The organism is Deferribacter autotrophicus (genome assembly GCF_008362905.1).
Taxonomy (GTDB): domain Bacteria; phylum Chrysiogenota; class Deferribacteres; order Deferribacterales; family Deferribacteraceae; genus Deferribacter; species Deferribacter autotrophicus.
Genome location: NZ_VFJB01000001.1, coordinates 128580 through 155040, shown reverse-complemented (window position 1 = coordinate 155040; position 26461 = coordinate 128580). Strand labels below are relative to the sequence as shown.

Sequence of the window (26461 nt, the reverse complement as noted above, 5' to 3'; positions counted from 1 at the left end):
AAAAATACTAATTGAAAAATTAGCTATTGTCTATAAAATATTAATATGAAGTTATTTGCAAAAATCAGCTTAGATTATGAACTTGAATAATAAGTATTAATCAAACAATTTTAACTTTAAATTTTATATGTTTTAATTTTATAGGTTTAGTTGGGAATTATGAAATTCAACTGTTTGGTTTTAGGGGACTTTTTGTTTAAAAATACTCTTTATGAAGAATATATGAAATTTCTCAAAAATTATTTTAAAGTCTATTATGATTGCGACATAAATTATGCTGATTTAATAGTAGGATGGGGAAGTGGATGTTTTGCATTGCTTGAAAATATAAAAAAATTAAACAATAAGGCAATAGTTTTGATTTCGCCATATCTTGATTTTGATATGTTCTTTAACTGGGTACATAAGGATGATGACTGGAAAAGAAAATATTTATATTTATCAGGGATTGATGAGGAAAGATTTTTAAAAGTTGACGCTGATTATTCCATGTTAACAAATAAAAAGGTATTTTTGCCTGAAATGGATGTGTATAATAGTAAAGTTTATATTATTTATGGTGATGAGAATAAACTGGTGCCAGTGGATTATGGTTTAAAGCTTGGTCTATTGTTGAATGGAACATCTTTCCATCTCATTGAAGGTGCTGGTTTTGCACCATTTTATGATAAACATGAAGAATTTAAAAAAATTGTTGAAGAATTTGTGATAAATGAAAATTTCTGAAAGCAGTATTTCAACCATATTAGAGCAAGCAAATATTTTAGACCTTATCTCTGAATATGTAGAGTTGAAAAAAACAGGGAAGAATTATAGAGGATTGTGCCCTTTTCATTCTGAGAAAACACCTTCTTTTTATGTGTCTGAAGAAAAAGGGGTTTTTCACTGTTTTGGGTGTGGTGCCTCTGGGAATGCTATCAGTTTTGTAATGAAATACCATGGTTATGATTTTATTGATGCAGTAAAGTTTTTGGCTGAAAAATATGGAATAAATATCGAAATGGGGGAAATAAAACCCTATGTTAACGAGTTGTACTCTCTGCACGAAGAAATAGGTGTTTTGGCTAAAAAAGAGATTTTACTGTCCAAAGATAAGCGTGTTAAGGAATTTCTTCAAAAAAGGAAGTTGAGTTTAGATTTAATTGATGAGTTTGATATAGGTTTTATTGGAGATGGTATTAATCTAGAAACGGTGCTTAAAAAATATGATAGAGATGTGATTATAAAGTCAGGGCTTTTTTATGAGAGGTACGGTTCTTATTCATTTAAATTGAGAAATCGCATTCTTTTTTCAATTCACAGTCTTACTGGTAAAACTATAGCTTTTTCCGGTAGGGTACTGGATGATAGTTTACCAAAATATATTAATTCTCCTGAGACAGATATCTTTTCTAAAAGAAAGATTTTATACAATCTGAATAGAGCAAAAAATTATACAGAAGGTGAAGTACGAAAAATTTATGTTGTAGAGGGGTATTTTGATGTAATTAGGATGTGGGAGTATGGTTTTAGGAATTGTGTCTCCACGATGGGGACATCTCTTACTGAAGAACATGCTGCAATATTAAAACGTTATGCAGATGAGGTTGTTTTATTATTTGATGGTGATGAAGCAGGTCGAAAAGCAGCAATTAGGTCTCTTGATGTCTTTTTGAAAAATAGTTTTGTTCCCAATGTGCTTTTTTTGCCAAAGGGTGAAGATCCTGATACTTTTTTATTGAAAAATGGTAGTGATGCTCTCATTAATTTAGAGAAGAATAAAAAGGATTTATTTAAGTTGTTTATAAATAAAGTTGCAAAAAGGTGTAAAGATAATTATAATCTAAAATCTAAGTATTTAGCAGACCTTTCTAAGAAAGTATCATTAATTCGAGATAATTATTTAAAGGAAATATATCTTAAGGAAATTTCAGATATATTTCATATTGATTATGACTCATTAAAAAAAGGGGTTGATTTTTCTCTTGCAAAGAAAATCTTAAATAGAAGTGAAAGAAAGGTGAAATACATATGTGAGTATGATTTCATATCATCTTTGTTTAGTTTGCCAGAAGATGTTTTGCTTGAGCTAATTAATGATATAAATGAGGATTATTTTTTCGATGAGAATATGAAGAAAATATATAAAAAAGTAGTTGAATTTTTAAATAAAAATGTTAATATTTCCGTTCTCGTGAATGACCCTGAAGTGGGGGATTTTCTATCTGAATTGCTTTTGAAAGAGCAAAATTACGAAGATGATTATTATAGCGCTCTTTTAAATAAATATAAAATATGCATAAATTATTTGAAAAAGATAAAAAAAGAGAAACAACAGTTGCTTGGGAAATCGAAAGATAATCATGAAAAGATGAAAATTCTCAGTGAAATTAATGACATAATAAATAAACAAAAGGAATATGAAAAGAGATTATTGGAGGTTCAGTCCTTATGAGTAAAAAAATTAAAATTCCAGAAGTAAAGCAATTGATTGCACTTGGAAAAGAAAAAGGTTTTTTAACAGTAGATGAAATAAATGAGACACTCCCGCAAGAAGTTTTAACTCCTGAATTCTTAGATGAGATATTTATGCTACTTGCACAACTTAAAATAGATGTTATTGATACTAAGAATAAAAAAGGTGCTATTATAACAGATATTGATTTAGAAGAAGATGAAGATGAATTAGAATTTGCCGAAGGACTTGAATTTGAGAAAGTTGAAGAGGGAGTTGCGGTAGATGACCCTGTTAGGCTTTATTTGAGAGAGATGGGAAATATCCCTTTGCTAAGTAGAGAAGAAGAAGTTGAGGTTGCTAAGAGAATTGAAGAAGGTCAGAAGAAAGTTATAAGAAGTGTATTGTTGTTTCCATCAACAGCCGCAAAAATTATGGAAATGGCTGAAAAAATTAAAGATGGTTCAATGAGATTGAAAGATATCATAGATATCGATGAAGACATAGATTACGAAGAAGAACTTGATTTTGAGGATATGGACGAAGAAGAAATACAAATATTAAAAGATGAGAAAGAAAATCAGATTAAGGAAGATTTTATAGGTGTACTTACAGATATTGCTGAAAAACTTAAACATAATATAAAACTTACAAAGAAATTGAAATCAGATAACGTTACGATTGATAATATCTTAAGTATTAAAGATCAAATTAATAAGACGGTAGATGAAATTACTGAAAAATTTATTGAGATTAAAGTTAATTATAAGAAAATCATGCAGATAGCAAATGAGATAAAAGAAATTTATGAAGATATAAGCTACTGTGAAAAAGATATTATGAAATTTTTAAATCTTATAGGGATTAAAAATGTTGAAGATGTATCTTTAATAAGTGAAGAAGAGGTATTTAAAAAAATTGAAGAATCTCCTTTTAATGTAAAGGATAAGAAAAAATTAAGAGAAAAATTTGAAGATTTAAAAAGTAAATTGGATAGTTATTATAAAAAACTTGGTTTCACTAAAAACGAATTAGAAGTTATTTATAACAGTTTGTTAGAAGGAGAATATGAAGCAGAAAAAGCTAAATCAGAGCTTATTGAGGCAAACCTGAGGCTTGTTGTAAGTATTGCAAAAAAATATACAAACAGGGGATTACAGTTTCTTGATCTAATTCAGGAAGGTAATATTGGTTTGATGAAAGCTGTTGAGAAGTTTGAGTACAGGAGAGGATATAAATTTTCCACCTATGCTACATGGTGGATCAGACAGTCTATTACAAGAGCTATAGCTGATCAAGCTAGAACAATACGTATTCCGGTACACATGATTGAAACTATAAATAAAATGATTAGAACTATAAGACAGTTGCAGGTAGAGCTTGGAAAAGAACCAACTCCTGAAGAGATTGCAGAAAAAATGGATATCCCTGTAGAAAAGGTGAAAAAAGTACTGAAAATAGCAAAAGAACCAGTGTCTCTTGAGACTCCTATTGGTGAGGATGAAGATAGCAGTCTTGGTGATTTTATTGAGGATCAATCTGCCAAAAACCCTCTTGATGAAGTAGTTTATCAGAAGCTGAAAGAGCATACGAGAACAATATTGGATACTCTTACTCCTAGGGAGGCAAGTGTATTAAGACTCAGGTTTGGGATAGATTGTGATTCAGACCATACACTTGAAGAGGTTGGTAGAAGATTTAATGTTACAAGAGAAAGAATTAGACAGATTGAAGCTAAAGCTTTGAGGAAGCTTAGACATCCAACCAGAAGTAGAATATTAAAAACATTTTTAGAATGATAAAAGTGGTTGACAAAGAAAAAAAAATTATTAATATACACTACGCTTCACGGGCCAATAGCTCAGTAGGAAGAGCCACCGGCTCATAACCGGTAGGTCCCAGGTTCGAATCCTGGTTGGCCCATTTTTTTTTGAGTGATGAATGGAGATCAAAACTAAAAATATCATCAACTTCTTTGAAAAAGAGTTCAGTTCAAAAAGCAGACAATATGAATGGGATTCCAATGGAATTCAACTATTAGTCCACGATAAGAAAATATCTAAGATAGCATTTGCACTGGATCCCACCGAGGATTCAATAGATTATGCGATTAAAATGGGGTGTGAGTTGTTAATAACTCATCACCCCATTTTTTTTCGTCCCATTAAGCAAATAGATTTTTCATCTGTAGTAGGTAACAAAATCATCAAATGTATAAAGAATGAGTTAAATCTATTAAGTTATCATACAGTTTTGGATAGAGCTGATTACAGTTTAAATGATTATATTGCAGAGAAAATAAGTGCAGAAGTTATTTCAGGATTTACTGATTTTGGACAAGAGCCATATTACAAATTTGTAGTTTTTGTTCCTAAAGGATATGAAACAAAAATAATAGATGCGATAGATGCTGCAGGTGGTGGTAAAATAGGTAACTATTCTAAATGCACATTCTATACAGAAGGCACTGGTACATTTTTACCAGGTGAAAATACAAGTCCATTTTTAGGAGAAATTGGTAAGCTTGAAGAAGCAAATGAATATAGGCTTGAGACAATAGTAAAAGGAAAAAATTTGCAGAAGCTGATTGATGCTGTTTTATCGGTTCACCCCTATGAAGAAGTGGCTTATGATGTTTATAAGTTGGAAATGGGAGATGAATATTCTCTTGGCAGAATTTGTAAGTTTAATAAGGAAATGCCATTAAATGACTTTTTGAAAATCTTGGCTGAAAAGTTAAATATCGAAAATATTAGACATAATCAAGAATCGGAAGATATAAAGTTTAGTAAATTTGCTATTGTTACAGGTAGTGGTGCTTCTTTATGGAAAGAGTGCCTTAAATCTGGTGTAACTGTTCTGCTTACAAGCGATATGAAATATCATGATGCCGTAGATGCTTATGAGCATGGTGTTACAATTGTTGATATTGGGCATTTTGAGAGTGAAACTATATTTATGAAATACATTGCTGATATTGTGGCTAAAAAGTTCTCTATAGAGACCTTATATTATGAAAATAAATGTAAAATAAAAAGTTGGAGGCATAATAATGCTTGATGAATTGGTAAATTTAATTGAGTTACAAAAGATTGATAACAGAATAGCAGAGATTGAGACTGCACTGGCAAATATCCCCGCATATTTAAGAGAAAGTATGGAACATTTTGAAACCTTAGAAAAGAAGTTCTTGGAAGCAAAAAGTGAATATGAAAAAAATTTGAGTGAAAAAGAGGTTGTTGAAAAAGAATATAATGAACAGAAAACTCTTTTAGAAAAGGCACAGAAAAAATTATCCACTGTAAAAAATAGTAAAGAGTATGAAGCTGTTTTAAAAGAACTAGATATTCTGAAAAAAAATGTAAATGACGGTGAATTAAAACTTGTTGAACTTAATGAAAAAATTGAAGAGTATGAAAAGAATATTGAAGAGATGACAAAAAAATATGATGAAGCTAAGAAAAAGCTTGAAGAGGATAAAAAAAGAAGAGATGAGGAAAACTCTGAGTTCGTTGAAGAACTTAAAGACCTTGAAGTGAAAAGAGAAGAGCAGGTTAAAAAGATCAAAAAGTCAACATTATCAAAATATGAAAGGATTAGAAAGGCTAGAAATAACCTTGCAATTGTAAGAATTATAGATGAAACATGCACTGGATGTTATATGAAAGTGCCACCTCAGCTTTTTGTTGAAGTAAAGAAAAATGTTCATATTCAGCAGTGTCCAAATTGCCAAAGATTTTTATACTATAAAGAAGATACTGATGAAGAAAGCAACGCTTAATGTATATACAGACGGTGCGTCAAGCGGTAATCCCGGCCCTTCTGGGATAGGTTATGTTATAGAAGATAATGACGGCAACATTGTTTTTGAGTATTCCGAGTTTATTGGCAATACAACAAACAACGTTGCCGAATATACAGCTTTATTGAGGGCTATAGAGAAAATTTTAGAGTTAGCTCCAGAAAGAGTTAGATTTTATTCTGACTCAGAACTTTTGGTGAAACAGTTAAAAGGTGAATATAAAGTAAGGAATGAGAAATTAATAGGGCTGTATAAAAATGTTATGTCAAAACTCTCACTTTTAAATTATGATATCATACATGTTAGGAGAGATAATAATAAGTTGGCGGATAGATTGGCAAAGAGTGCTATAAAAAATGGAATCAGTAGTTTTACTAAGTAATGATAAGAAAAATTTGAAGTTAGTGTCATCAATTTGTAAAGAATATGGTTATATTTTCTTTTATATTGATTCATTGGAGGAGGCGAAAAAATTTCTTTTGAATGAAAAAGTTACTGTAGTTGTTATGGAAGCAGGGTTTATTTCAAGCCCTATTGCTTTTATACAGACAATGAGAAACTTTGGTTGTGATGCTTCTTTTATTTATATCGGTGATGGTGATAGGAATGAGGTAAGGTTTTTTTTAAAAAATGGTTTTTATGATTATTTAAATAGTGATTTTGAAAAAATTGAGCTAGCAACCAGTATTGAAGAAGCTATTGAAAATAAATATGCTTTTGAGGGTATTAGGAGTCTTGCAGAAGAACTTGAGAAGAGCAATGAAAAACTTATTCAAAGAACAAAAGAGCTGGAAATTGAGAAGATTCATTTAAATGAAATTGTTGATGTTTTAAAACTTATTGATAACTTTGTAAAAGATTTAAATAAATCGGATTTTGAAAAGATTCCTGATATAATAGATTCATACATAAGTGTTAGGTTTCAGGATAGGTATTATATAATAACAAAAGTCTATGAAGAAAATAAAGAAGATATTAGTGTTACAAATATTCCTGATAAGTTTGCGAAATTTGATACCTTATTTAAAGGGATTGATTTAAAAAGATTAGGTAATAACGAATCTAGAGGAAAAGTTAAATTAAAGTTGGATAAAGAGTATTTTTTCTTGGTTTATCCTATATGGTATGAAGATAACTATTTTGGTTCTATTCTGATTGAAGGTAATATGATTGAGGAATATGATGATTTTTATTTAACACTCATATCAGAACATTTGGCATTAAATGTTTTTAATAAAAAGTTATTAATAGACTTGCAAGAGGCGAAAGACAAGTTGTTGGAAACTGAGCGACAAAAAACATTATTGAATCTTGCTGTTAGTTTGAATCACATAATTAATAATAATTTATTGGGTATTTCATTAAATTTTGAATATATCAAAAAGTTTTGTAATGATGATAATGAACTACATAAATCCTTTGATATTATTGAAAAAAATATAGATACAATCAAAAAGGTTGTTGAAAAGTTACAAAAAGTAAAAGATATTAAAACTGAAGAGTATTTACCTGGCATTAATATGTTAAAACTAAGTGAGGAAAGTGAAAATTAGATTAAGATTTATTTTTACTATCCGATTATAGATTTATGAAAAAGTTAATAAGTATCGTTATATTAATCTTTATTGTTTTATCATGTTCTGATAAAAAAAAAGAGCTTGTTCAGGACAATAAAACCAAGAATTTACCAATAAACTCTGTAATCGAGATAAAAAAAGAAACAATTTCAAAAGGGAATCAACTTTTTCTAGATGGTAAATATCAAGAAGCATTAAGATTCTATGAGAAGGGTGTAAAAGAGAATCGTTCAGTAGCGTATTACAATATTGGTGTTAGTTATTATTTGTTGGGGGATTTAGAGGAGAGTGAAAAATATTTTAAATTAGCCATTGATGATGATAAAAATTTTAAAGAAGCATACATAAACTTGGTTGCTGTTTTAATTCAAGAAAATAAAGTGGATGAGGCTGAAAAATACATACAGTTTTTAGAAGGTTATAAAGATCTTAAAACGTATATAAACCTTGCTAATCTTTATCTTAAGAAAGGAAGTACAGCGAAATCTTATTATTACTTTCAAAAAGCAATGGAGATTGATGAAAAAAATGAATTTGTTAGAGCAAGCTATGGAAATTTTTTAATAAGTATAGAAGAGGTAGATAAAGGTATCGAGATTTTATCTAAGATAAAGAAAAAAGGTTATGATGAGTATTATAATTTAGCTAAAGCATATTTCTACAAAAAAGATTATCGCAAATCCATTGACAATGTAAAAAAAGCAATTGATTTAAAAAAAACAGAACAGGCATTGAAACTTCTTGCTGAAAATTACAACAAAATTCAAGATTATATCCTTGAAGCTACGGTTTTATCTCAATTGATTGAAATAAGCAACAAACCTGAATTCAGATACAGGTATGCCTTAGCTCTTTACAAAAGTGGTGATTTTTCAAAAGCAAAAGAGGTTGTTACCGCATTGATTAATGAATTTCCGAATGAATCAAGATATTATAAGCTAAAATATGATATTTTGATAAATGAACGTAAATACAACGAAGCATTACAAGTGGTAAAAAATGCCTATACAAATTTAAAATCATCTTTTTTTAGATATTTGTATATCAGACATTTATTACTTTACTTTGATAACGTAAAAAAAGCCTATCAGTTGATAAAAAACGTAAAAGAAGAAGATGATTATATCTTGCTGTCAAAAGCAATTTATTATGCTAAAATTGGAAAATTTCAGATTGCAAATAACTATCTGTCAAACATATCTAATAAAGGAAGTGATTATTATCTTTTAGTAAGCTATATTTTATTGAAACAAAGAGATTATAAAAGAGCTTTAGAGAATATAGAAAAAATAAGTAGGTATGAAAATAGATATTATCTTTACAAATTTATTGCGCTATGGAATTTGGGTTATTTTGATGCACTTTTGACACTTTCAAAAGAGAGGCTTAATTATTTAAAATACAATAGGGAGCTTCCAAAAGTAAGTTTCAAACTTAAATCAAGCATATACGACATTGGCTTTTTTTATAGATATGATGGGAAGTTTGAAGATATTTTAAGATTGTTTCTTTTTCCCCTTGTGATTGATCCTAATGAGTCAATTGAATTTCTAACTCTTGGTTATAAGTTATTGCAGGATAATGAAAATTTAAAAGCTATTATTGAGCTGAAAAAATCCGCGAATTTTAATAATGGAATAATGTATAACAATAAAGGTGTTGATTACTTTCTAAATGGTGATTTTTATAAGGCAATAAATTACTTTCAAAAGGCTGCAAAATATTTGAAAAACAATCCTTTTGTGACCTATAATTTAGGAATAGGTTATTTGGCTTTAGGTGATTTGAAAAAAGCCTATTATTATTTTGATAACTCACTTTTGAATAATAGATTTATTTTGTATTCATACCTTGGAAAGGCTGTTGTTTTTTATCTAAGGGGTGAAGCTACCAGGATAATTTCTCAATACGATTTAGTGATTAATAATTATGATGAGGCTGTAAATAGTGTTAATTATCCCCACATATTTTTACTCGCAAAATATTTTGCAATGATTGGTCTTGGGAAATATGATGACGTAATTTTTGAAATATCAAATAGTAAAAGTGAGTTCAATTATGAATTGTTTGTTGGTAAGCTTGCTCAATTTATGAAGGAGGGGCAAGTAGGGGTATTTGATAAAGATGAATTCAGTGTAATATATCATTTTGAATGTTTTGATGAATTGTTAAGAAAAGATTTTAGTTTAACAGGTGATAGGGTATGTAAAAATTATAAACTTTATTCTAACTTATATTTATCAAAAAGAAATATGTACAATTTTTCAAACAAAATGGATAAATACGAACTTGCTCAATATATTATGTACAATCTGGCAATTAATCAATTGGATAACGTATTAAAAGGTCTCAAGATTTTATCGCGTAAAGATTTTAGATATTCAAAGCTTTATGAGATAAGTTTATATTACTTTTTACTTAAAAAAGATTTTGTAAACGCAGAGGCATCATACACAGCTCTAGAAAAACTAAAATTTAAAAATTTGTTCACTCAGTATTACAGGATGCTTTATTTTCTTTTAAATTACAATGAAAAACGCTTGATTAAAGAGATTAACTCTTTTATAAAAGAGTATCCCGTGGATTACAGAGGGTTAATGGTTGATACACTTTTATCTTTTAAGAATAATAACTTAAAAAAGGTGTTGGATGATTTGATATCAATGAAGAATATCGAACCAAAAATAAATGAGAAAGTTAATTTGGAGATATTAATTGATGATATTTAGATATGATAAGAAACTGTTGTTTTTATTAATAATACTATTAGTTTCATCAGTGTATTTTTCAATTTCACATTATGTTTTGGGCGGTAGCCATGTAAAAATTATAGTATTAATTGTTTTGATGATTTTTGTTCTTTTTAATTTATTAAGTATTTTAAAACGTAAAGTTGAAGTAAAAGATGAAGTTATCATTGTTCACGCATTGTTAGGTACAAAACAAATAAAATATAACGAAATTAAAGATGCGGTATTCCTATACTTAAAAGGGAGAACTGTTCTAATTCTTGCAGATGATGAAAAGTTTGTTTTTTTATCTTCTGTAGTTGACGGTTTTGAAAAAATCATAGATTTATTGAAAGAAAAGGTTTCTGAGGATATAAAAGAAAAGCTAGCTTTATTTGATTACAAAAGAAATAACAAATCTAAAAAGTTATTATTCGCTTTTCTAATTATTGCTATAATATTTTTCTTTACATTTGGCACTCTCAATTTTTTTACAAGGTTTTAGTATTGCTACTGAAGTATTATTGATTAGCTTTAGAATTTTAGTATAATTTATTTATGAAAAGTTTTTTAATAAACTTGGGAGCTGCTTTTCTTAATTTTTATATTTTTATAAAAGACTATTTAGCTTTTTCCTATAAAATAATTAAGTCAGTTTTGAGATTTAATCTATTTAATAAAGCAATATTTACTGTTTTTATTAGACAGGTTTATTTTACAGGTGTACAAATTCTTCCCACTTATATAATCGTATCCCTAGTTTTTGGTATTGCCCTAGTAGGATTTTTATCAAGACAACTGATAGAGTTAGGTATTTATAATGAGTTGGGGAAAATATTAGTTTTATTAATTGTGAGAGAATTGGGGCCTATAGTCACAGTTATTTTATTGGCTCTTAGATCATCTACTGCTGTAGGGGCTGAAATTAGTGTAATGAAATTGAGTAGGGAAATTGACACATTGGAGTACTTTGAAATAGATCCTGTGAAATATCTTTATTTACCTAGAATTTTTGCTGGTTTAACATGTATGGTATCTTTATCTATATTCTTTTCTTTTATTTCAATTACCGGTGGTTATTTACTTCTTAGTTTTAATCTTGGGATAACATTTGATTATCTTTTGAGTTTAATTTTTGATTACGTAAGCTTATCGGATATTGCTGCTTTTTTTTATAAAACTATAATGTTTGGATTTTTTTTAATGAGTATACCTATTTATAGTGCTCTTTGGGTTAAAAAGGCAAATACAGAAATACCGATTTCTCTGTTGAAAGGAATGATGAGATTATTTTTTGCTATTTTGTTTGTTGAAATTACTGGAGCATTTATATGATACTTATTTTTTCAAATTATAAAGAAAATGATTTATTGAAACGTTTAAAGATGAATATTGTAAGTATAAAAATTGCATTTGTGGCAGAAACGCTACCTTTAATTTCTAATTTAAATTTGATTGAGAATATAACATTACCTATTCAGTATCATGGTATCAAATATGATATGAGACAGCTAAATGATGATTTAAGGAATTATAACCTTTATGATAAAATGTATTATAGAAAAGATGGATTAAATGAGATTGAAATATTTTTCACTAAATATTTAATGTGTAAATACTTTGGAGCAAAGGTGATTTTTTTTATAAATCAGTTTCATTATTTTGTTAATTGCAGAGAGCTTTTTTATGATTTTTTTAATAAGCAATATGAGAAGAATTTTGTTATAATTGAAAAGGAAATTTATAAAAATATTCTAACTAAAAACTTGAAAAATTATGATGAGTGGAATTTGGAAGAATGGCTGAAAAAAGGTTTAAGAATTTAGAACTAAAGGTCGGTTTGTTTATTTTTACTTCTTTTATAATTGCTGTTGCAATAATAACTTTTATGGCAATTCAGAAGAATATTTTTACAAAAAAAATAAAAGTGCAAGTAATCGCTGATAGTGGTGATGGATTAGTAAAAGGGATGTCTGTGGTATATTCTGGTTTTCAAATTGCCAAAGTTGATGAATTGTATTTAAGGGATGATGGTAAGGTGGTTATAAAAATAAAAATACCCATCAGATATGCAAAATGGATAAAGAAGGATTCTGTAGTTAAACTGAGTACAAAAAATTTCATTGGTTCTGCTGTTCTTGTTTTTTCAGGTGGAAGTGGCGAGGAGATTACTGATAATGCGGTGTTTGAGTTGAAAAGGGATAAAGGGGTGGAGCAGTTAATAGAAGAAGCAAAGCCAATTTTAAATGATGTAAAGATTGTAATAAAGAATTTAAAAGAAATTACGACAGCATTGAATAAAATGACACCTGATTGGCAAAAGTTGTCTAAAGGTCTTGGGGATGTGGGAAAAGATTTAAGTGATAAAAAAGGAGCTATTGGTAAATTAAGTAGGACAGATTATCTTATCGATAAAATTGATTCTGTTTTTGCAAAAGTGGATAAACTGGAAAACCAGGTAAATAAAATATTAAATAAAGTAGAAAACAGAATTGATGATACTAAGAAAACTTTAGATTACACCAATAATCTTCTTTTAAACAGTAATGAGCTTGTAAAGAATAGCAACAAACTTGTTTTAAATGTCGATGATAAGTTAGCAAAAAGCGAACAATTGATTGTCGAAAGCGGTAAGCTTGTAAAAAATTTGAGATTATTAAGCGACAATTTGAGTCTTTATCTTGATGAAGTGGACTTTTTGTTAGGCAATACAAATATCTTGCTTTTGAATATGCAGAAAAGGTGGCCGTTTACTCCACCAAAAAGAGAGATTAATAATAGCCAAAGGTTAAAATTGCCATGAGAGTTATTTTTATAGTTTTGCTTGTATTTGTAGTTTCCTGCAGTAAAACCACTAAATATCCTGATTATTTTACAACTGTATCAGGATATATGAATAGTTATGTAAAAACTGTTTTAAAAGACAACTCCAAGCTCGCTGATAGTTTTTTCAAAAAGGCTGAGAAACAGCTGTTATTAGCTGATGATAACTGCAATTTGGCAAGAATTTATATAAAAAGATTTTTTGTAGAGGAAGAATTTAACCAAAATTCATTGTTTTATTTAGAGAAAGCAAGTGTTTTTGCAAATCTTTCTGATTGTGATGAAGAGAAAAAAATTATTGATGGTTTATTGATGTTAAAACTCGATACTGAAATAGTAAATAAGTTTTATAATTATTATTTTAATTATCTTAAATCTGGTAATGAAAATAACTTATTGACATTTTTAAAAAAAGATGAAGTACCAGATTATGTAAAATCAAAAGTTTTTAGAATGCTTGCAGAAGATAACTTTATGAAGAGCCTAGAAAAATCTGAATATTATATAAACCAAGCTTATCAAATTGATAGTTTTAATTCTTATTCAATATATCTTTTAAAAGATTTGAATATAATGTATAAAATTTGTGAAAAGAAAGGTGAAGTATGTGATAATTTGGAAAAAAGAAAAACAATGTTGCAGGAGGTGATTAAAAAATAATCAATCAGTGATTAAAAATTATTCATTAACTTTTTTTGTGTTATAGGAATACTAAAAGAATTAAACATGTGATTTTGGCATAAAAATTGTTTTAATTTAATGAAAGGAGGAGTTATGAAAAAAATAGAAGCAATCATTAAGCCTTTTAAATTAGATGATGTTAAAGAAAAACTTACTGAGCTAGGTATAAAAGGGCTTACCATATCTGAAGTGAAAGGTTTTGGTAGGCAAAAGGGGCACACGGAGCTCTACAGAGGTGCTGAATATGTTATTGATTTTATTCCAAAAATTAAAATAGAAGTAGTAGTCCCTGATGATATGGTGGAAAGTGTTGTTGAAGCTATCATTGAATCAGCAAGAACTGGTAGAATTGGGGACGGTAAAATATTTGTAATTCCAGTTGATGAAATAATCAGAATTAGGACTGGTGAAACTGGAGAGAATGCATTTTAAAAATAAACGATAAAGGAGGACTTTTTTATGACGGCAAAAGATGTTTTAAAATTAATTGAGGAGAAAAATATCAAGATTGTTGATTTGAGATTTATGGATTTTATTGGTTTATGGCAGCACTGTTCATATCCAGCTCATGAGCTTACGGAGGATGTCTTTGAGGAAGGTTTGGGATTTGATGGTTCCAGTATCAGAGGATGGCAGACAATTAATGCAAGCGATATGGTTTTAATTCCAGATCCATCCACAGCAAAAATTGATCCTTTTACAGAAATTCCTACATTGATACTTATCTGTAATGTATTCGATCCTATTACTAAGGAGCCTTATACAAGAGATCCAAGGTATATTGCACAAAAAGCAATCAACTATCTTAAGAGTACAGGTATTGCCGATACTGCTTATTTTGGTCCTGAAGCTGAGTTTTTTGTATTTGATAATGTACAGTATGCTTATAGTCCTAATGAAGCTTTCTTTACTTTTGACTCAGAAGAAGGTTTTTGGAATACAGGTTCTGATGAAATGCCAAACCTTGGCTATAAAATCAGACATAAAGAGGGTTACTTCCCTGTTCCGCCTCATGATTCTTTAATGAATATCAGGAATGAAATGGTAATGCTTATGGAGCAGATGGGGATTACAGTGGAAGCCCATCACCATGAAGTGGCTACAGGTGGTCAATGTGAGATTGATATTAAGTATGCACCATTAGTGGAGCAGGCAGATAATTTATTGTTGTATAAATATATTGTAAAAAATGTTGCAAGAGCGCATGGTAAAACAGCAACCTTTATGCCTAAACCAATGTTTGCTGATAATGGAAGCGGTATGCACTGTCACCAGTCACTTTGGAAAAACGGCGAGCCTTTATTTGCAGGGGATGAATATGCTGGATTAAGTGAGCTAGCTCTTTACTATATTGGTGGTATTATTAAGCACGCAAGAGCAATTGCTGCATTTACAAACCCAACTACTAACTCTTACAAAAGGTTAGTACCAGGTTTTGAAGCACCTGTAAATCTTGCTTATTCATCAAGGAACAGGAGCGCATCCATCAGGATACCAATGTATAGTTCATCACCTAAAGCAAAAAGAATTGAGGTAAGATTCCCAGATCCATCCTGTAACCCATATCTTGCTTTTACAGCTATGTTGATGGCTGGTCTTGATGGTATTGAGAATAAAATAGATCCAGGCGAACCAATGGATAGAAACCTTTATGATCTTGATCCTATTGAGCTTTCAAATATACCACAAATGCCTGCTTCCCTTGATGAGGCGTTAAATGAGCTTGAGAAAGATCATGAATTCTTGCTCAAGGGAGATGTATTTACAGAGGATGTTATTTCTACATGGATAGAATATAAGAGGGAAAACGAAACTTCAGAGGTTAACAGTAGACCTCATCCATATGAATTTATCTTATATTTTGACGTGTAAAAGCTTATAGCAGGGGAGTTAAAACTCCCCTTTTTTTATGTTATGAAAATAACAATACTAAATGAAAATTATGTAGATAAGCAAAATTTAATTTCTGAGCATGGTCTTTCAATACTTATTCAAGTAAAAAATTATAATATAATTTTTGATACGGGCCAGAATCTCTCCGTTGTAAACAATTATAAATATTTAGCTGAAAACGTCAGTAAAGTAGATTTTATTGTTCTTAGTCATGGTCATTATGATCATACCGGTGGACTTGCAAAACATCCAGAATTCTTCAAGAAGTTAGCAAATAAGATTTTTGCATCTAAGTATGTCTTTGACAAACATTTAAGAAAAAAATCTGAAAAGGAATTTGATGAAATAGGGTTGAGTAAAGATGTATGTGATGAGTTTCATTTCGAATACATAGATGATTATAAGGAAATAAACGATGATATTTATATTCTTTCCAATATCAAAAGGTATGAACCTTTTGTTGCTGACTTAAGACTTTACTGCGAGATTGATGGGAAATATGTGAGGGATCCTTTTAGAGATGAACTTTATATGTTTATCAAACATAATGGCAAAAATATTTTGATAACCGGTTGTTCTCACGCAGGAATTATAAATATTGTAAAAGATTGTCAAAATAAAATGAATGTGGATAGAATTGATTATCTGATTGGTGGGATGCATCTGTTTAGAAGTGATGAGGCCACAATTGATAGAGTTGTGGATTTTTTTCTTAATGAAATTAAAGTGGAAAATATAATTACAGGTCATTGTACAGGGCTAGATCCGTTTTTTTACATAAAGTCAAAATTGAAATCTAATTTGTTTTACATGAAAACAGGGATGGTTTTTAATATATAATGTAGAATTATGAATGTTAAATGTTGAATTATAAATTCTTAATTCGAAATCTAGTTTGTCTTGAAATGTAGTTGGAATCATACTAAACATAAGTTATGAATAAGAACTTTTACTCTTTACTTATTGTTGATGACCATCCAATATTTAGAAGAGGTGTAATCTCAGTTTTGCAAGATGAAAATTTATTCAATCAAATCTATGAAGCTGGAAATTCTGAAGAAGCTTATAAGATAATTGAAGACAACGAGGTAGATTTAGTTATCCTTGATATCAATTTACCAGGAGAAGATGGTTTTGTTGTTCTTGAAAAATTAAAAAAATATAACGACATAAAAATACTCGTTTTGACAATGTATAAAAACTTCTTTCTAGAAGAAGCTTTAAAAAAAGGAGCAAATGGTTTTGTATCAAAAGATAATGTTTACGAAAATCTTATTGATGCAGTGAAGGTTGTTTTGAACGGAGGAATGTTTGTTGATAGAAATTTATATGATGAATCAGAAAACATAAATAAAAAAATTGAGAAATACTTCACTCTTTCAAAAGCTGAAAAAGAAGTTTTTGTTTTACTCGCTGAAGGTAAGAATACTAAAGAAATAGCATATCTGCTTGGTAAAAGTCAGAAAACGGTTGAGAATCAAAGATTATCTATTATGAATAAGTTGGAAATCAATTCAATGGCTGATTTAATAAAAATTGCTCTAAAATTGAATATCATCAGTTTATGAAAAAGCTCTCAGGTTTGTTTAAAAAGCATTATATATTAATAGTTGTTTTGGTATTGTCATTGTATATTACCGTAAATATTATTAATCTATTTATTTTTTATAAAATTTTAAACAATAACATATTGACGTTATCAAGTTTTATAAAAACATTTTCTAACACTTTTGAGAAAGATGTTAATAAAAAATTAGATTATATTGTATGGTTATACGAAGATATAAAAACTTTTATTGAGAAAAATGATTCTTTTTCAGCTTCTTTGTTGGTAAATTATATAAAGCATAAACATCATGATAGTAACGTAGATGTGGCATTAATATCCAATAAAGGGGTGATTTATGATACCACATTTAAGTCAGAGCTTGGATTAAACTTATGGGAGCTTGAAGATGCAAGAAAAGCATTAATTGATGTTAAAAATAGTGGACGGTTTAGAATTGATTTTCCTGTTCTTGATATCACACATCAGTTTTTTCATTTATATTTATTGGATTATTTGCCAGGGAAAGGCATGTATCTTCAATTAAGTTACAAATTAGATTTATTAAATGAATTGAAAGATAATTTTGGTTTTTTAGGGCAGTTAGACGATATTCGTTATTATTTAAATGTTGTTTATTTTTTTGAGCAGAACGACTTTAAAGTTTATTCTCTAGGTAATAAAAAAGTAGATAAGAATCAATTGGAAAAACTTGAAGGTTTGTATAAAGAAAATAAGTCGGAGCTTATAGAAAAAGGGGTATATTTCTTCAATTTTTATAAAATTTTAAATTTCAACATTAATAAAGGAACCCCCTACGGTATAGCATACGTTTTGAAAATAACTTTACTATCTAATAAAAATTTACTGTTTTTTATAATAATTATTAATTTGTTAGTATTAATAACCTATTATTTGATTTATCGGTATTATTATAAAAAGATCAATAAAACCATTATTAATCCAATTAGAAATCTGGCGAATTTCATTAATAAGTCATCACCAGTATTGGATAGTGATTTTGAAGTAAAAATTGATGAAATACACAAATTAAAAAGTGCTTATATTTCTCATCTTGAAAATATTAGACTGAGAGATTTTGTAGGTGAACTTATAAAAGTGCAAGATAAAGAAAGAGAAAAAATTGCTAGAGAAATTCATGATACAGTTTTGCAAGAGCTGAATTATGTACTCATACAACTTAAAAGAAAAAATGAAAACGATTTGGCTGAAATGGTAAAAAGCGTAAATAGTCAGTTGAGAAGCATTATAGCGGATAATTTTTTATCAACAATTAAGATGTTAGGATTTGAAAAATTGTTGTTACAAATGGTGGATGAATATGAAAGAAAATATTCTGAATTTTCGTTTAACGTAAATATAGAAAAAACAACAAAGAAGATTGAAATAGATAATTTTATTGCATCAAATATTATTAGAGTTGTTCAGGAAATTATTAATAACGCAATTACTCATTCAAGAGGTGATAAAATAGATATACAAGTAGAATATAATGGAGATTTGTTGAAGTTAATTGTTTCGGATAACGGTAAGGGATTTGATGCAGAAAAAGAGTTTGCGAAAAAGGGGCATTTCGGATTGGTAACAATCAGAGAGAGGATTTATTTATTAAAAGGTTTACTGAATATTGTGTCTAATGAGAAAGGTACAATTTATTTTATAGATATTCCTATTCAAAATAAAAAATAATATTGTAAGATTTGTAATTTTAATAAGCTATAATTTTTGTTTTATCTGAAAAAAATCATCAGAAAATTTTAACCAATTCTTATAACGCTACAAGATAATTATAGGAAAATTTCCTAAAAATTTTAGGGATATTCCTGAATGAAATTTTCTGAGGTTTATAATAAAATTCCATCAAAAATGGGGGGTGTTATGCGATGCGGAAGATTTTTATGTTTAATAAAGTAATGCTTTTTATTTTTTAACTTTATTGTTGCTCTTTGTCTCATTTACAAATTTAAAAGCTAAAAAGTTTTTTTATAAAGAAGCGTGTGAAGCTATTGCTTATTATTTTGTTAATTTTTTAAAGTGTGTAGCAGCGTGTAAAGCAGATAGTAGTGTAAAATGGGATATGAATGAGATTTATTATCTCTGTTATAAAAGCTGGGTTATCAATAATCGTGATAAATTAAAAGTTATCAAAGGTGCTTTGACTAAAGAAAATATGTTTGCCAAACATGATGATTGTATGGTTTTTCAGATGAAAATTTTAACAAAAGAGCTTTTTAAGGATATTAAGGAAGGGGATATTAAATTAACTGAAGTGTATCCTTAATTGTTAAATGTTTTAAAAGAGGAGATGATTAAAGAATGTATGAAATCAAAATGAAAAGTAAAAGTAAAAGAAGGGTAATTTTTTTTCCAGAAGAAAGTTTTTTGGAAAAGATTTTGTTTAAAATTTTTAGAGAAAGACGTCGTATTATCTTACCAAAAGTAACGTAAATATTTATTTAACTGTTTTTGCTAAGAAAGAAGGATTGTTAAGGTTTGTTTTCAGGGTATGTAAAAAATTAGGAGTGTAAGTTAGTAAGTTGAAATTGGTAGAAGGAGAGAAAATGGATAAGTCAACGGAAATTAAAGAGACTTCTTTGTATCATTTCTTAATTAAGAGTGCAAAAATCTTGGATGAAAAGCCTCATATTTATAATTGTTTTAAGGATATCTATAATAGGGTAGAAGAAATAACGGAGAAACCTTTAAAACTTGCAATACTTGGTGAGTTTAGCTGTGGTAAATCATCTTTTATTAATAGGCTAATAGGGATGGATATTTTGCCGACAGGTTTTATGCCTGTAACTTCAGCTGTTACCGTTTTGGAATATTCGGAAAAGGAAAAAATAGAAATTACTTATAAAGAGTCAAGTGGAAATATAATTACAAAAGAGTATGATGGGTATGACAAGTTGAGGTTTTTTCAAAATCAACAAGAAAATAAAGAATTCATTAATATACAGAAAATTAGAGTTTTTATTAACAATGAGATCTTAAAATATTTTCATATTATCGACACTCCTGGTTTTAATGATCCAAATAATTTGGGAGAACTTACTAAATCAATTTTTGATGATATTAATTATGTGATATGGATATTTAAGGCGAGTCAGGCAGGAAAAGAAACAGAAAGAATATACTTAGAAGAGTTTAAAAGTAAGTCTCTTTATAAAGACAATATTTATGCGGTTGTTAATTTTGGTGATGAAGTAGTTAGTGATCCAAATGAATACGAAAATGTATCAAATGAAATTCTCGAAAATTTGCAAATACAGTTTGGAGATTATTTTGTAAATGATGAAATATTTTTAATTTCCTGTGTTAAAAAAGATGAGTTTTGGAGTGAGAAATTTGCACTTCTTGAAGGTGATTTAAGAGAGAAAGTGTTAGAGAAAGATAAAGAGATTTCACGAAAACAATTAAAAGAAGAGTTTGAAAAATTAAACAAGCGAATAAATGAAGTTGTTCAAAGCACTTTAAAACTTAATAATGAATTAAATCAGAAATTTAATAAGTTTATCCAGTCTGATATTGGTGAAGATTTAATTTCACATTTAGATGAGATTAAATCAAATATTATTTATATCATTAGAGAAGGTGTTAATAAAATAGAAAATAGATTAAAAAATACATCTCTATTTAAAAAAGAATATGTTGAATCTCTTTTAAAGTTTGCTTCTTTTTATTTTACTGCAGAAGAATTGGATGTAATGAGAAAAAATATTCAGAATATATATTATGAATTTATAGCTAGATTTCATGAACAATTTAAAAAGTTTAAATTAGAAGTAAAAAAGATAAGAGAAAATAATTTAATTAAGAACAATAAGTTAGAAGAAGAGCTGGATAGAAAAATGGATACTCTTTCAGCGAATTTGAATTTATTGCAAAATAGTAAACAACTCTTAATTGTTGGATATATAATAGGACTTCTTTCTGATGATTATGTTTATAAATTCATTAAAAATTGTGAGAATGCTTCGGAAAATTTAAGTGATGGCACTATTTTTAATCTGTTAAATATGGATTTTGATATGTCTTACTTTGTTAACGAAATTAAAAATATAGGAAAAACTATTAATGATGAATTACTTGCGGATGTAGGATTATTAGAGGAAACAAAAGAACAATTAAAAGATTTAGAGGAAAGGAGTTAATAATGATAAAAATGTTTTTGCTGACTGATAAAGAAAAGGAATCATTCTTGAAAGCTATTTATAGCGTTATGATGTTTGATAGACAGATAAGTGATGAAGAAAATGAAATTTTAGAGATTTTAAAAAGTGAAATTCTTCAAATAGATAAATTTCTTAAAATTGACCTTGAAAAAGATGAGTTAATAGTCGATGAAATAAATAAAATATATAAAATAATACCAGTAATTTATCTCTTTAACATACTATTCGAACTAAAAAAATACCATAAAAAAGAGAAAAGAAACGAATATTTGAAAAGAGTTAAGAGTATTTTGAAAAATGTCAAAATGTATGATGAAATTGTTAAAAGCAAATTATTTATTTATTCAGCTAAAACCAATGAAAAAGATGAAGATTCGAATATTAAAGAATTTGGATTACAAAATAAAATTAAGAAATTTTTAGACATTTTGGAAAAATAGGAGGGAGGGGATATGAAACTAAAAAGATATTTAATTCCGATTATAGGTATTATTATTGTTGTAGGTTTAATTGTTATTAATGGATATAAATATAATGAGCAAAAAAAGATTATTAAATATAGACAGCAAATTGAAAATCAAATTAGAAAAGAATGTTTAAATGAATTGAAAATTTTAAAATCAAGATTTGCTAATGCAACTGGTGGCGTGTTTAGTTCATCAGATGAATCTGAATTAGAAAATATTAAATTAAGAGCAAAGGAATTATTGTCTAAATGTGATATTATAAATAACGATATCCAAACATTAATAATTGAATGTGAAAATAAAATAAGTGCAATAGAAAAGAAAAGAAAAAATGAGGAAGAACGTAATAGATTATGGGAAAATTGTTATAAAGAATATGATATTTTAGAGAAGGAATTTCATAAAGCAAAGGGGTGGTTTAATGATGATGAAGAAAAAATAGCAGATATCAAGACTAGGGCAATTGCTTTGAAGAAAAAATGCTCACCATTTCCTGAAATTGTAGTTGAAATTAGAAATTTAATAAGAAAATGTAACGAAGATTTATAATTAATTTAACTTTGGAGGTAATTATGAGTTTAAGAAAACTAAGAGAGATAATAAATAAATATAACGATTATCCATGGTATAATGAGTTAAAACTATTTGATGATAAGTATAAAATCCAGGATCTTGAAGAAGAAATTAACGTTTTTAAGCCTAAAATTGCAGTTATTGGTGAGTTTAGTTCAGGTAAATCTACTCTAATTAATTCTTTTTTGGCAGAGGATTTACTTCCAGCAAAGTATCAACCCACTACAGTTTTTATTACGGAAATCAAATATTCTTCGGATAATTATTTATTGGTTGATGGGGAAAGAAGAGAATTAACTAAGGAAAATCTTGAAAATATAGATAATATTAAAAGTGATAAAATAGAAGTTTTTCTTAATAACCCTATTTTACAAGAATATACTTTTGTAGATACACCGGGAACGAATGATCCTTCAAAATTTACTGATGAGATTGTTTTCAATCTAGTTGGAGAGTCGGATGTTGTAATTTTTGTTATGAATATAAATCAAGCATTAAAAGAAACTGAAAGACAATTTATTTCTAAACTTATAAGGAAAAAGGACTTAGAGAAATTCTTTTTTGTCTTAAATTTTGCAGATATTGTAGACAATCCTCGTTTGGTAAAAAATGAAGTAATAGACAAATTAAACACGTTGTTAAAGCTGAATAAAGATACACTGAAAACTCATACATTTTTATATAGTGCAAAAGAAGTTTTAAAAAATAGATTAAATGGTATAAAAAGTGAAAGCTATGAGATATTTATTGAAAACATAGATGAGTTTATAAAAAGTCATAAGCAGGTGTTATTGAATGAGTGGCTGGAAAATGAAACAAGAAGAATTATAGAATCGATTATATTAAAAATAGAAGCTATTGAAGATAAGATAAATGGCAAGGCAAAAAAATATGAAGAAGAGTTGGCTAAAATTAATGAAGAAATGAAAAACTTTGAGTTGGCAATAAATAAGGAACTGATTAACTTTGAAAGAGAGTTTAATATTATAAAAGAAAATTATAAAAGAAGAATTAAAGATTCAATTAAATATGTTTATTCTGAGATATCGAATGAAGTGAATAATATGTCATATGAGCAGTTAGCAGGAACAAGGTATATTGAATTAAGAACGAAAAAATTGTTAGAAGATAAGATTGAGCAAGATACAAAACTATTTTTAAAAGATGTCAGTAAACTTATTACCGATTTTGATGAAAAAGTGTTAAGTTTAAAAGATACAGGTGTTAATTTTATTTTTACAACTCCTAAAAAAGCAGGTGCAGGTAAAAAAATAGTTAATCTGACTGCATTGACGGCTGGTGGAGTGGGCGTTGCTTCTTTATTACCTACAATGGCAACTGGAGTTGGGATTGCGTCTGGAATAGAAGGATTGTCTGCAATTGCTCCGTTTTTAGCCGGGATTCCTATTGTGGGGCCTGTATTAGCTGGAATTGGAAGTGTTGGAGCTATAGCTTTGCCTGTAATAGGTTCTTTTGCCTTAGCTGCAGGTAAAGTTTTGTTTGATGTTGCTAAATGGGGTGTGGGGAAAATTGGTGATGTGGCAACGGTTGTTGAAGAAAAAGCAAAGAGAAGGATATTTTTAAATCAGGTAAAAAAAGAACTGGATAAAATTGAATCACAAATGATTTCTCAGATTGAAAAGTTAAATATTGAGGAATTTAAAGAAAATTACATAAAAAGTAAGTTTCCTCAAAAGGTTATTTTAGAAGAAAAGATTAAATTAATTAAGTCAAAACAATTTGAAACGTTGAAACTTGCCGAAGAAGAGTTGGTTAGTTTAAATAATTTCAAAAGCGAATTAATGTTTTATTAAATTAAATGTGGGGGAAGATATGTTTTTAGAGAAAAAAAGCGAATTGATTGAAAGAACAAATACATTAAAAATCTTTGCAAATGAGTTGGATATTAATAATATTAATGAAAATATAGATAGCTTTTTAGAAGAGATACAAAGAGATTTAACATTTAATGTTTTGTGTTTAGGGGACTTCTCATCTGGAAAATCTACTTTTATTAATCAGTTTTTTATTGGTAAAAATGTTTTACCGACTAATGTTACTACAACAACAGCAAAACTAACGGTATTAAAATATGGTTTAGAGGAAAAAATAGTCTTAAAATACAAAGATGGGACACAAAAAGAATTTCATGAAAATTTTGAAAATATTTTAAAGCATACCGTAGCTAAAGGAGGAGAAGAAGTTGAGAAAATTGATTTAGTTGAAGTTTATATTAATTCAGAGTTTTTAAAAGATGGAATAGTTATAGTAGATTCTCCAGGTTTAAATGATCCTGAAACTGAAAGAATGGATGTAACATTAGGTTTTATTAACCGTGCAGATAGTATACTTTATTTGATTATGGCTACTCAAGCATGGAAAAAAAGTGAAAAAGAATTTTTAGAAGAAAAGATTCTGAGCAAAGAAGATTTGGATAAGATTTTCTTTTTGCTTAATTATTGGGATCTAATAGATGAGAATCAAAGGGATGAGGTTATTAAATTTGTGAAAACAGAAATGGAAAAATCTTTGAAAATTGTTTCAGCTGAGTTAGGACAGAAAATTCCTACGCCACCTTTGATTCCGATTTCGGCAAAAACTAAAGAGAACTTCGATGTTTTAAAGAAAAAATTATGGGAATATTTGAGTACTAAAAAAGGTGAAAATATCTTAGAAAATAAATATAAAAAACTTGAGGTCTTAAAAAGAAGAATAAAAGAATTAATAATTGAAAAGATAGAATTACAAAAAAAAGAATCTAAAGAACTTGAAGACTCTTTAAAAAATTTAAAACAGGAAGTAGAAAAATTAAAAGAGGATGTAACTATTTTTAAAAAAAGACTTAAGCCTAAAATAGATGGTGAGGTAACTTCATTTGTTGAAGAGGTTCAGAAATTGTTTGAGCGATTAAAGGAGAACATAATTGAAAGATTAAGCAAAAGAATAGATAATAATATAGAGGGAATTGATGATGTTGCAGATTTTGAAAAAATTATAAAAGATAGTATTCGAAAAAGTATTTATCTTGAGAAAAGAAATTTTGAGAATTTATATAGGAAATTTCTAAAAAAAATAGAAAAGATATTAGAAGAAGAAAAATCGAGGTTAGACCTTAAAAACTATTTTTCAAAAAATAAGGTTTTGTATTTAGATGATATTAAGGAGCATTTAAAACCTGAAATAAGTATTAAGGTTGATTATATGATAGATGCAATAATTACAGGTGGTAGTGTACTTGGAGGAGCGGTATTAGCATCTGTCAATCCACTTTTTGCTATAGTTGCCTTAGGAGGTGTAGCTTATAATATTTTTATTAAGGCAAAAAAAGAAAAGCAAGAAATTTTAAAACAATTATCTATTATTGAAGAGCAGATAGATGATACATTTTCAGAGTATATTACGAGATTAGAAGGACAACAAGATGAAATTACTGAGACTATATTAGAAAATATAAGGAATGAATTAATAGAAGCTTATCTTGAAAAAGAAAGAATTTATAAACAGGCTCTTGAAGATAAAAAAATTAATAAAGATGATGAATTAACAGCTTTTTACAATGATAAAATTAAGGAGCTTGAGAAAATTTAAAATCACTTTATTTATCAAGTAATCTATTTATAAAACTTTTGTGATTTTTTCCTCTAAATTCAAATGTTACCTTGGTGTTTTTTGAAAGTTTAAAAGTAATTTTTGCAAAATCTTTTTGTTCCTAAATGTGAATATAACAATCATATTTGTTA

General features: G+C 28.1%; 25 protein-coding genes and 1 tRNA gene. All 26 read left to right on the top strand.

Features of this window, described 5'->3' with window-relative positions:
- Positions 1–192: 192 nt before the first annotated feature.
- The gene (locus FHQ18_RS00700) at positions 193–726 is read left to right on the top strand and encodes a hypothetical protein (RefSeq protein ID WP_149265250.1); all 534 of its coding nucleotides are present in this window, start codon (positions 193–195) and stop codon (positions 724–726) included.
- Positions 713–2434 carry a DNA primase gene (dnaG, locus tag FHQ18_RS00695; RefSeq protein WP_149265249.1) on the top strand — a complete coding sequence of 574 codons (1722 nt, stop codon included), beginning with the start codon at positions 713–715 and terminating at the stop codon, positions 2432–2434. Before FHQ18_RS00700 ends, dnaG begins: the two co-directional genes overlap by 14 nt.
- Positions 2431–4233 carry an RNA polymerase sigma factor RpoD gene (gene rpoD, locus FHQ18_RS00690; protein ID WP_149265248.1) on the top strand — a complete coding sequence of 601 codons (1803 nt, stop codon included), beginning with the start codon at positions 2431–2433 and terminating at the stop codon, positions 4231–4233. The genes dnaG and rpoD overlap by 4 nt, the downstream gene beginning before the upstream one ends.
- A gap of 51 nt (positions 4234–4284) precedes the next feature.
- Positions 4285–4357: transfer RNA gene (locus FHQ18_RS00685), tRNA-Ile, on the top strand.
- 18 nt (positions 4358–4375) lie between these two features.
- Positions 4376–5494, top strand: coding sequence for a Nif3-like dinuclear metal center hexameric protein (locus tag FHQ18_RS00680; protein WP_149265247.1), 1119 nt, complete (start codon positions 4376–4378; stop codon positions 5492–5494).
- Positions 5487–6215, top strand: coding sequence for a zinc ribbon domain-containing protein (locus tag FHQ18_RS00675; RefSeq protein ID WP_149265246.1), 729 nt, complete (start codon positions 5487–5489; stop codon positions 6213–6215). The genes FHQ18_RS00680 and FHQ18_RS00675 overlap by 8 nt, the downstream gene beginning before the upstream one ends.
- Complete coding sequence (locus FHQ18_RS00670; protein WP_149265245.1) at positions 6196–6618, top strand: ribonuclease HI family protein; 423 nt, start codon at positions 6196–6198, stop codon at positions 6616–6618. The genes FHQ18_RS00675 and FHQ18_RS00670 overlap by 20 nt, the downstream gene beginning before the upstream one ends.
- The gene (locus FHQ18_RS00665; protein ID WP_149265244.1) at positions 6593–7789 is read left to right on the top strand and encodes a DNA-binding transcriptional response regulator; all 1197 of its coding nucleotides are present in this window, start codon (positions 6593–6595) and stop codon (positions 7787–7789) included. The genes FHQ18_RS00670 and FHQ18_RS00665 overlap by 26 nt, the downstream gene beginning before the upstream one ends.
- Before the next feature lie 35 nt (positions 7790–7824).
- A complete protein-coding gene (locus tag FHQ18_RS00660) occupies positions 7825–10542 on the top strand; it encodes a tetratricopeptide repeat protein (protein WP_149265243.1) in 2718 nt (905 codons plus the stop codon).
- Positions 10532–11047, top strand: a complete 516-nt coding sequence (locus tag FHQ18_RS00655; protein ID WP_149265242.1) for a hypothetical protein — start codon at positions 10532–10534, stop codon at positions 11045–11047. Before FHQ18_RS00660 ends, FHQ18_RS00655 begins: the two co-directional genes overlap by 11 nt.
- Positions 11048–11100: 53 nt before the next feature.
- Positions 11101–11877 (top strand): ABC transporter permease, encoded by a 777-nt coding sequence (locus FHQ18_RS00650; RefSeq protein ID WP_149265241.1) that lies wholly within the window; start codon positions 11101–11103, stop codon positions 11875–11877.
- Positions 11874–12368 (top strand): hypothetical protein, encoded by a 495-nt coding sequence (locus FHQ18_RS00645; RefSeq protein ID WP_149265240.1) that lies wholly within the window; start codon positions 11874–11876, stop codon positions 12366–12368. Before FHQ18_RS00650 ends, FHQ18_RS00645 begins: the two co-directional genes overlap by 4 nt.
- Entirely contained in the window at positions 12341–13345 is a 1005-nt protein-coding gene (locus tag FHQ18_RS00640; protein ID WP_149265239.1) for an MlaD family protein, read from the top strand. Before FHQ18_RS00645 ends, FHQ18_RS00640 begins: the two co-directional genes overlap by 28 nt.
- Positions 13342–14025 (top strand): hypothetical protein, encoded by a 684-nt coding sequence (locus tag FHQ18_RS00635; protein ID WP_149265238.1) that lies wholly within the window; start codon positions 13342–13344, stop codon positions 14023–14025. The genes FHQ18_RS00640 and FHQ18_RS00635 overlap by 4 nt, the downstream gene beginning before the upstream one ends.
- A 114-nt stretch (positions 14026–14139) precedes the next feature.
- On the top strand, positions 14140–14478 hold the full coding sequence (locus FHQ18_RS00630; RefSeq protein WP_149265237.1) for a P-II family nitrogen regulator: 339 nt from the start codon (positions 14140–14142) through the stop codon (positions 14476–14478).
- A 27-nt stretch (positions 14479–14505) separates the two neighbouring features.
- Complete coding sequence (glnA, locus tag FHQ18_RS00625; protein ID WP_149265236.1) at positions 14506–15918, top strand: type I glutamate--ammonia ligase; 1413 nt, start codon at positions 14506–14508, stop codon at positions 15916–15918.
- Between the two features lie 42 nt (positions 15919–15960).
- Positions 15961–16779, top strand: coding sequence for an MBL fold metallo-hydrolase (locus FHQ18_RS00620; protein WP_149265235.1), 819 nt, complete (start codon positions 15961–15963; stop codon positions 16777–16779).
- Positions 16780–16874: 95 nt separating this feature from the next.
- Positions 16875–17507, top strand: coding sequence for a response regulator transcription factor (locus FHQ18_RS00615; RefSeq protein WP_149265234.1), 633 nt, complete (start codon positions 16875–16877; stop codon positions 17505–17507).
- Entirely contained in the window at positions 17504–19195 is a 1692-nt protein-coding gene (locus FHQ18_RS00610) for an ATP-binding protein (protein ID WP_149265233.1), read from the top strand. Before FHQ18_RS00615 ends, FHQ18_RS00610 begins: the two co-directional genes overlap by 4 nt.
- A gap of 250 nt (positions 19196–19445) precedes the next feature.
- The gene (locus tag FHQ18_RS00605; RefSeq protein ID WP_149265232.1) at positions 19446–19787 is read left to right on the top strand and encodes a hypothetical protein; all 342 of its coding nucleotides are present in this window, start codon (positions 19446–19448) and stop codon (positions 19785–19787) included.
- A 35-nt stretch (positions 19788–19822) separates the two neighbouring features.
- Positions 19823–19954, top strand: a complete 132-nt coding sequence (locus tag FHQ18_RS12810; protein WP_281285435.1) for a hypothetical protein — start codon at positions 19823–19825, stop codon at positions 19952–19954.
- Positions 19955–20067: 113 nt separating this feature from the next.
- The gene (locus tag FHQ18_RS00600; protein WP_149265231.1) at positions 20068–21660 is read left to right on the top strand and encodes a dynamin family protein; all 1593 of its coding nucleotides are present in this window, start codon (positions 20068–20070) and stop codon (positions 21658–21660) included.
- A gap of 2 nt (positions 21661–21662) precedes the next feature.
- Positions 21663–22121: a hypothetical protein gene (locus FHQ18_RS00595; protein ID WP_149265230.1), complete on the top strand. Its 459-nt coding sequence runs from the start codon at positions 21663–21665 to the stop codon at positions 22119–22121.
- Positions 22122–22133: 12 nt separating this feature from the next.
- Entirely contained in the window at positions 22134–22697 is a 564-nt protein-coding gene (locus FHQ18_RS00590) for a hypothetical protein (RefSeq protein WP_149265229.1), read from the top strand.
- Positions 22698–22720: 23 nt separating this feature from the next.
- Positions 22721–24535 carry a dynamin family protein gene (locus FHQ18_RS00585; RefSeq protein ID WP_149265228.1) on the top strand — a complete coding sequence of 605 codons (1815 nt, stop codon included), beginning with the start codon at positions 22721–22723 and terminating at the stop codon, positions 24533–24535.
- A gap of 19 nt (positions 24536–24554) precedes the next feature.
- Positions 24555–26309 (top strand): dynamin family protein, encoded by a 1755-nt coding sequence (locus FHQ18_RS00580; RefSeq protein ID WP_149265227.1) that lies wholly within the window; start codon positions 24555–24557, stop codon positions 26307–26309.
- The last annotated feature ends 152 nt before the right edge of the window (positions 26310–26461 follow it).

Coding starts and splice junctions, on each gene's coding strand:
- dnaG (WP_149265249.1), top strand. CDS start 713: ATGAAAATTTCTGAAAGCAGTATTTCAACCATATTAGAGCAAGCAAAT.
- rpoD (WP_149265248.1), top strand. CDS start 2,431: ATGAGTAAAAAAATTAAAATTCCAGAAGTAAAGCAATTGATTGCACTT.
- FHQ18_RS00680 (WP_149265247.1), top strand. CDS start 4,376: ATGGAGATCAAAACTAAAAATATCATCAACTTCTTTGAAAAAGAGTTC.
- FHQ18_RS00675 (WP_149265246.1), top strand. CDS start 5,487: ATGCTTGATGAATTGGTAAATTTAATTGAGTTACAAAAGATTGATAAC.
- FHQ18_RS00670 (WP_149265245.1), top strand. CDS start 6,196: ATGAAGAAAGCAACGCTTAATGTATATACAGACGGTGCGTCAAGCGGT.
- FHQ18_RS00665 (WP_149265244.1), top strand. CDS start 6,593: ATGGAATCAGTAGTTTTACTAAGTAATGATAAGAAAAATTTGAAGTTA.
- FHQ18_RS00660 (WP_149265243.1), top strand. CDS start 7,825: ATGAAAAAGTTAATAAGTATCGTTATATTAATCTTTATTGTTTTATCA.
- FHQ18_RS00655 (WP_149265242.1), top strand. CDS start 10,532: ATGATATTTAGATATGATAAGAAACTGTTGTTTTTATTAATAATACTA.
- FHQ18_RS00650 (WP_149265241.1), top strand. CDS start 11,101: ATGAAAAGTTTTTTAATAAACTTGGGAGCTGCTTTTCTTAATTTTTAT.
- FHQ18_RS00645 (WP_149265240.1), top strand. CDS start 11,874: ATGATACTTATTTTTTCAAATTATAAAGAAAATGATTTATTGAAACGT.
- FHQ18_RS00640 (WP_149265239.1), top strand. CDS start 12,341: ATGGCTGAAAAAAGGTTTAAGAATTTAGAACTAAAGGTCGGTTTGTTT.
- FHQ18_RS00635 (WP_149265238.1), top strand. CDS start 13,342: ATGAGAGTTATTTTTATAGTTTTGCTTGTATTTGTAGTTTCCTGCAGT.
- FHQ18_RS00630 (WP_149265237.1), top strand. CDS start 14,140: ATGAAAAAAATAGAAGCAATCATTAAGCCTTTTAAATTAGATGATGTT.
- glnA (WP_149265236.1), top strand. CDS start 14,506: ATGACGGCAAAAGATGTTTTAAAATTAATTGAGGAGAAAAATATCAAG.
- FHQ18_RS00620 (WP_149265235.1), top strand. CDS start 15,961: ATGAAAATAACAATACTAAATGAAAATTATGTAGATAAGCAAAATTTA.
- FHQ18_RS00615 (WP_149265234.1), top strand. CDS start 16,875: ATGAATAAGAACTTTTACTCTTTACTTATTGTTGATGACCATCCAATA.
- FHQ18_RS00610 (WP_149265233.1), top strand. CDS start 17,504: ATGAAAAAGCTCTCAGGTTTGTTTAAAAAGCATTATATATTAATAGTT.
- FHQ18_RS12810 (WP_281285435.1), top strand. CDS start 19,823: ATGTATGAAATCAAAATGAAAAGTAAAAGTAAAAGAAGGGTAATTTTT.
- FHQ18_RS00600 (WP_149265231.1), top strand. CDS start 20,068: ATGGATAAGTCAACGGAAATTAAAGAGACTTCTTTGTATCATTTCTTA.
- FHQ18_RS00595 (WP_149265230.1), top strand. CDS start 21,663: ATGATAAAAATGTTTTTGCTGACTGATAAAGAAAAGGAATCATTCTTG.
- FHQ18_RS00590 (WP_149265229.1), top strand. CDS start 22,134: ATGAAACTAAAAAGATATTTAATTCCGATTATAGGTATTATTATTGTT.
- FHQ18_RS00585 (WP_149265228.1), top strand. CDS start 22,721: ATGAGTTTAAGAAAACTAAGAGAGATAATAAATAAATATAACGATTAT.
- FHQ18_RS00580 (WP_149265227.1), top strand. CDS start 24,555: ATGTTTTTAGAGAAAAAAAGCGAATTGATTGAAAGAACAAATACATTA.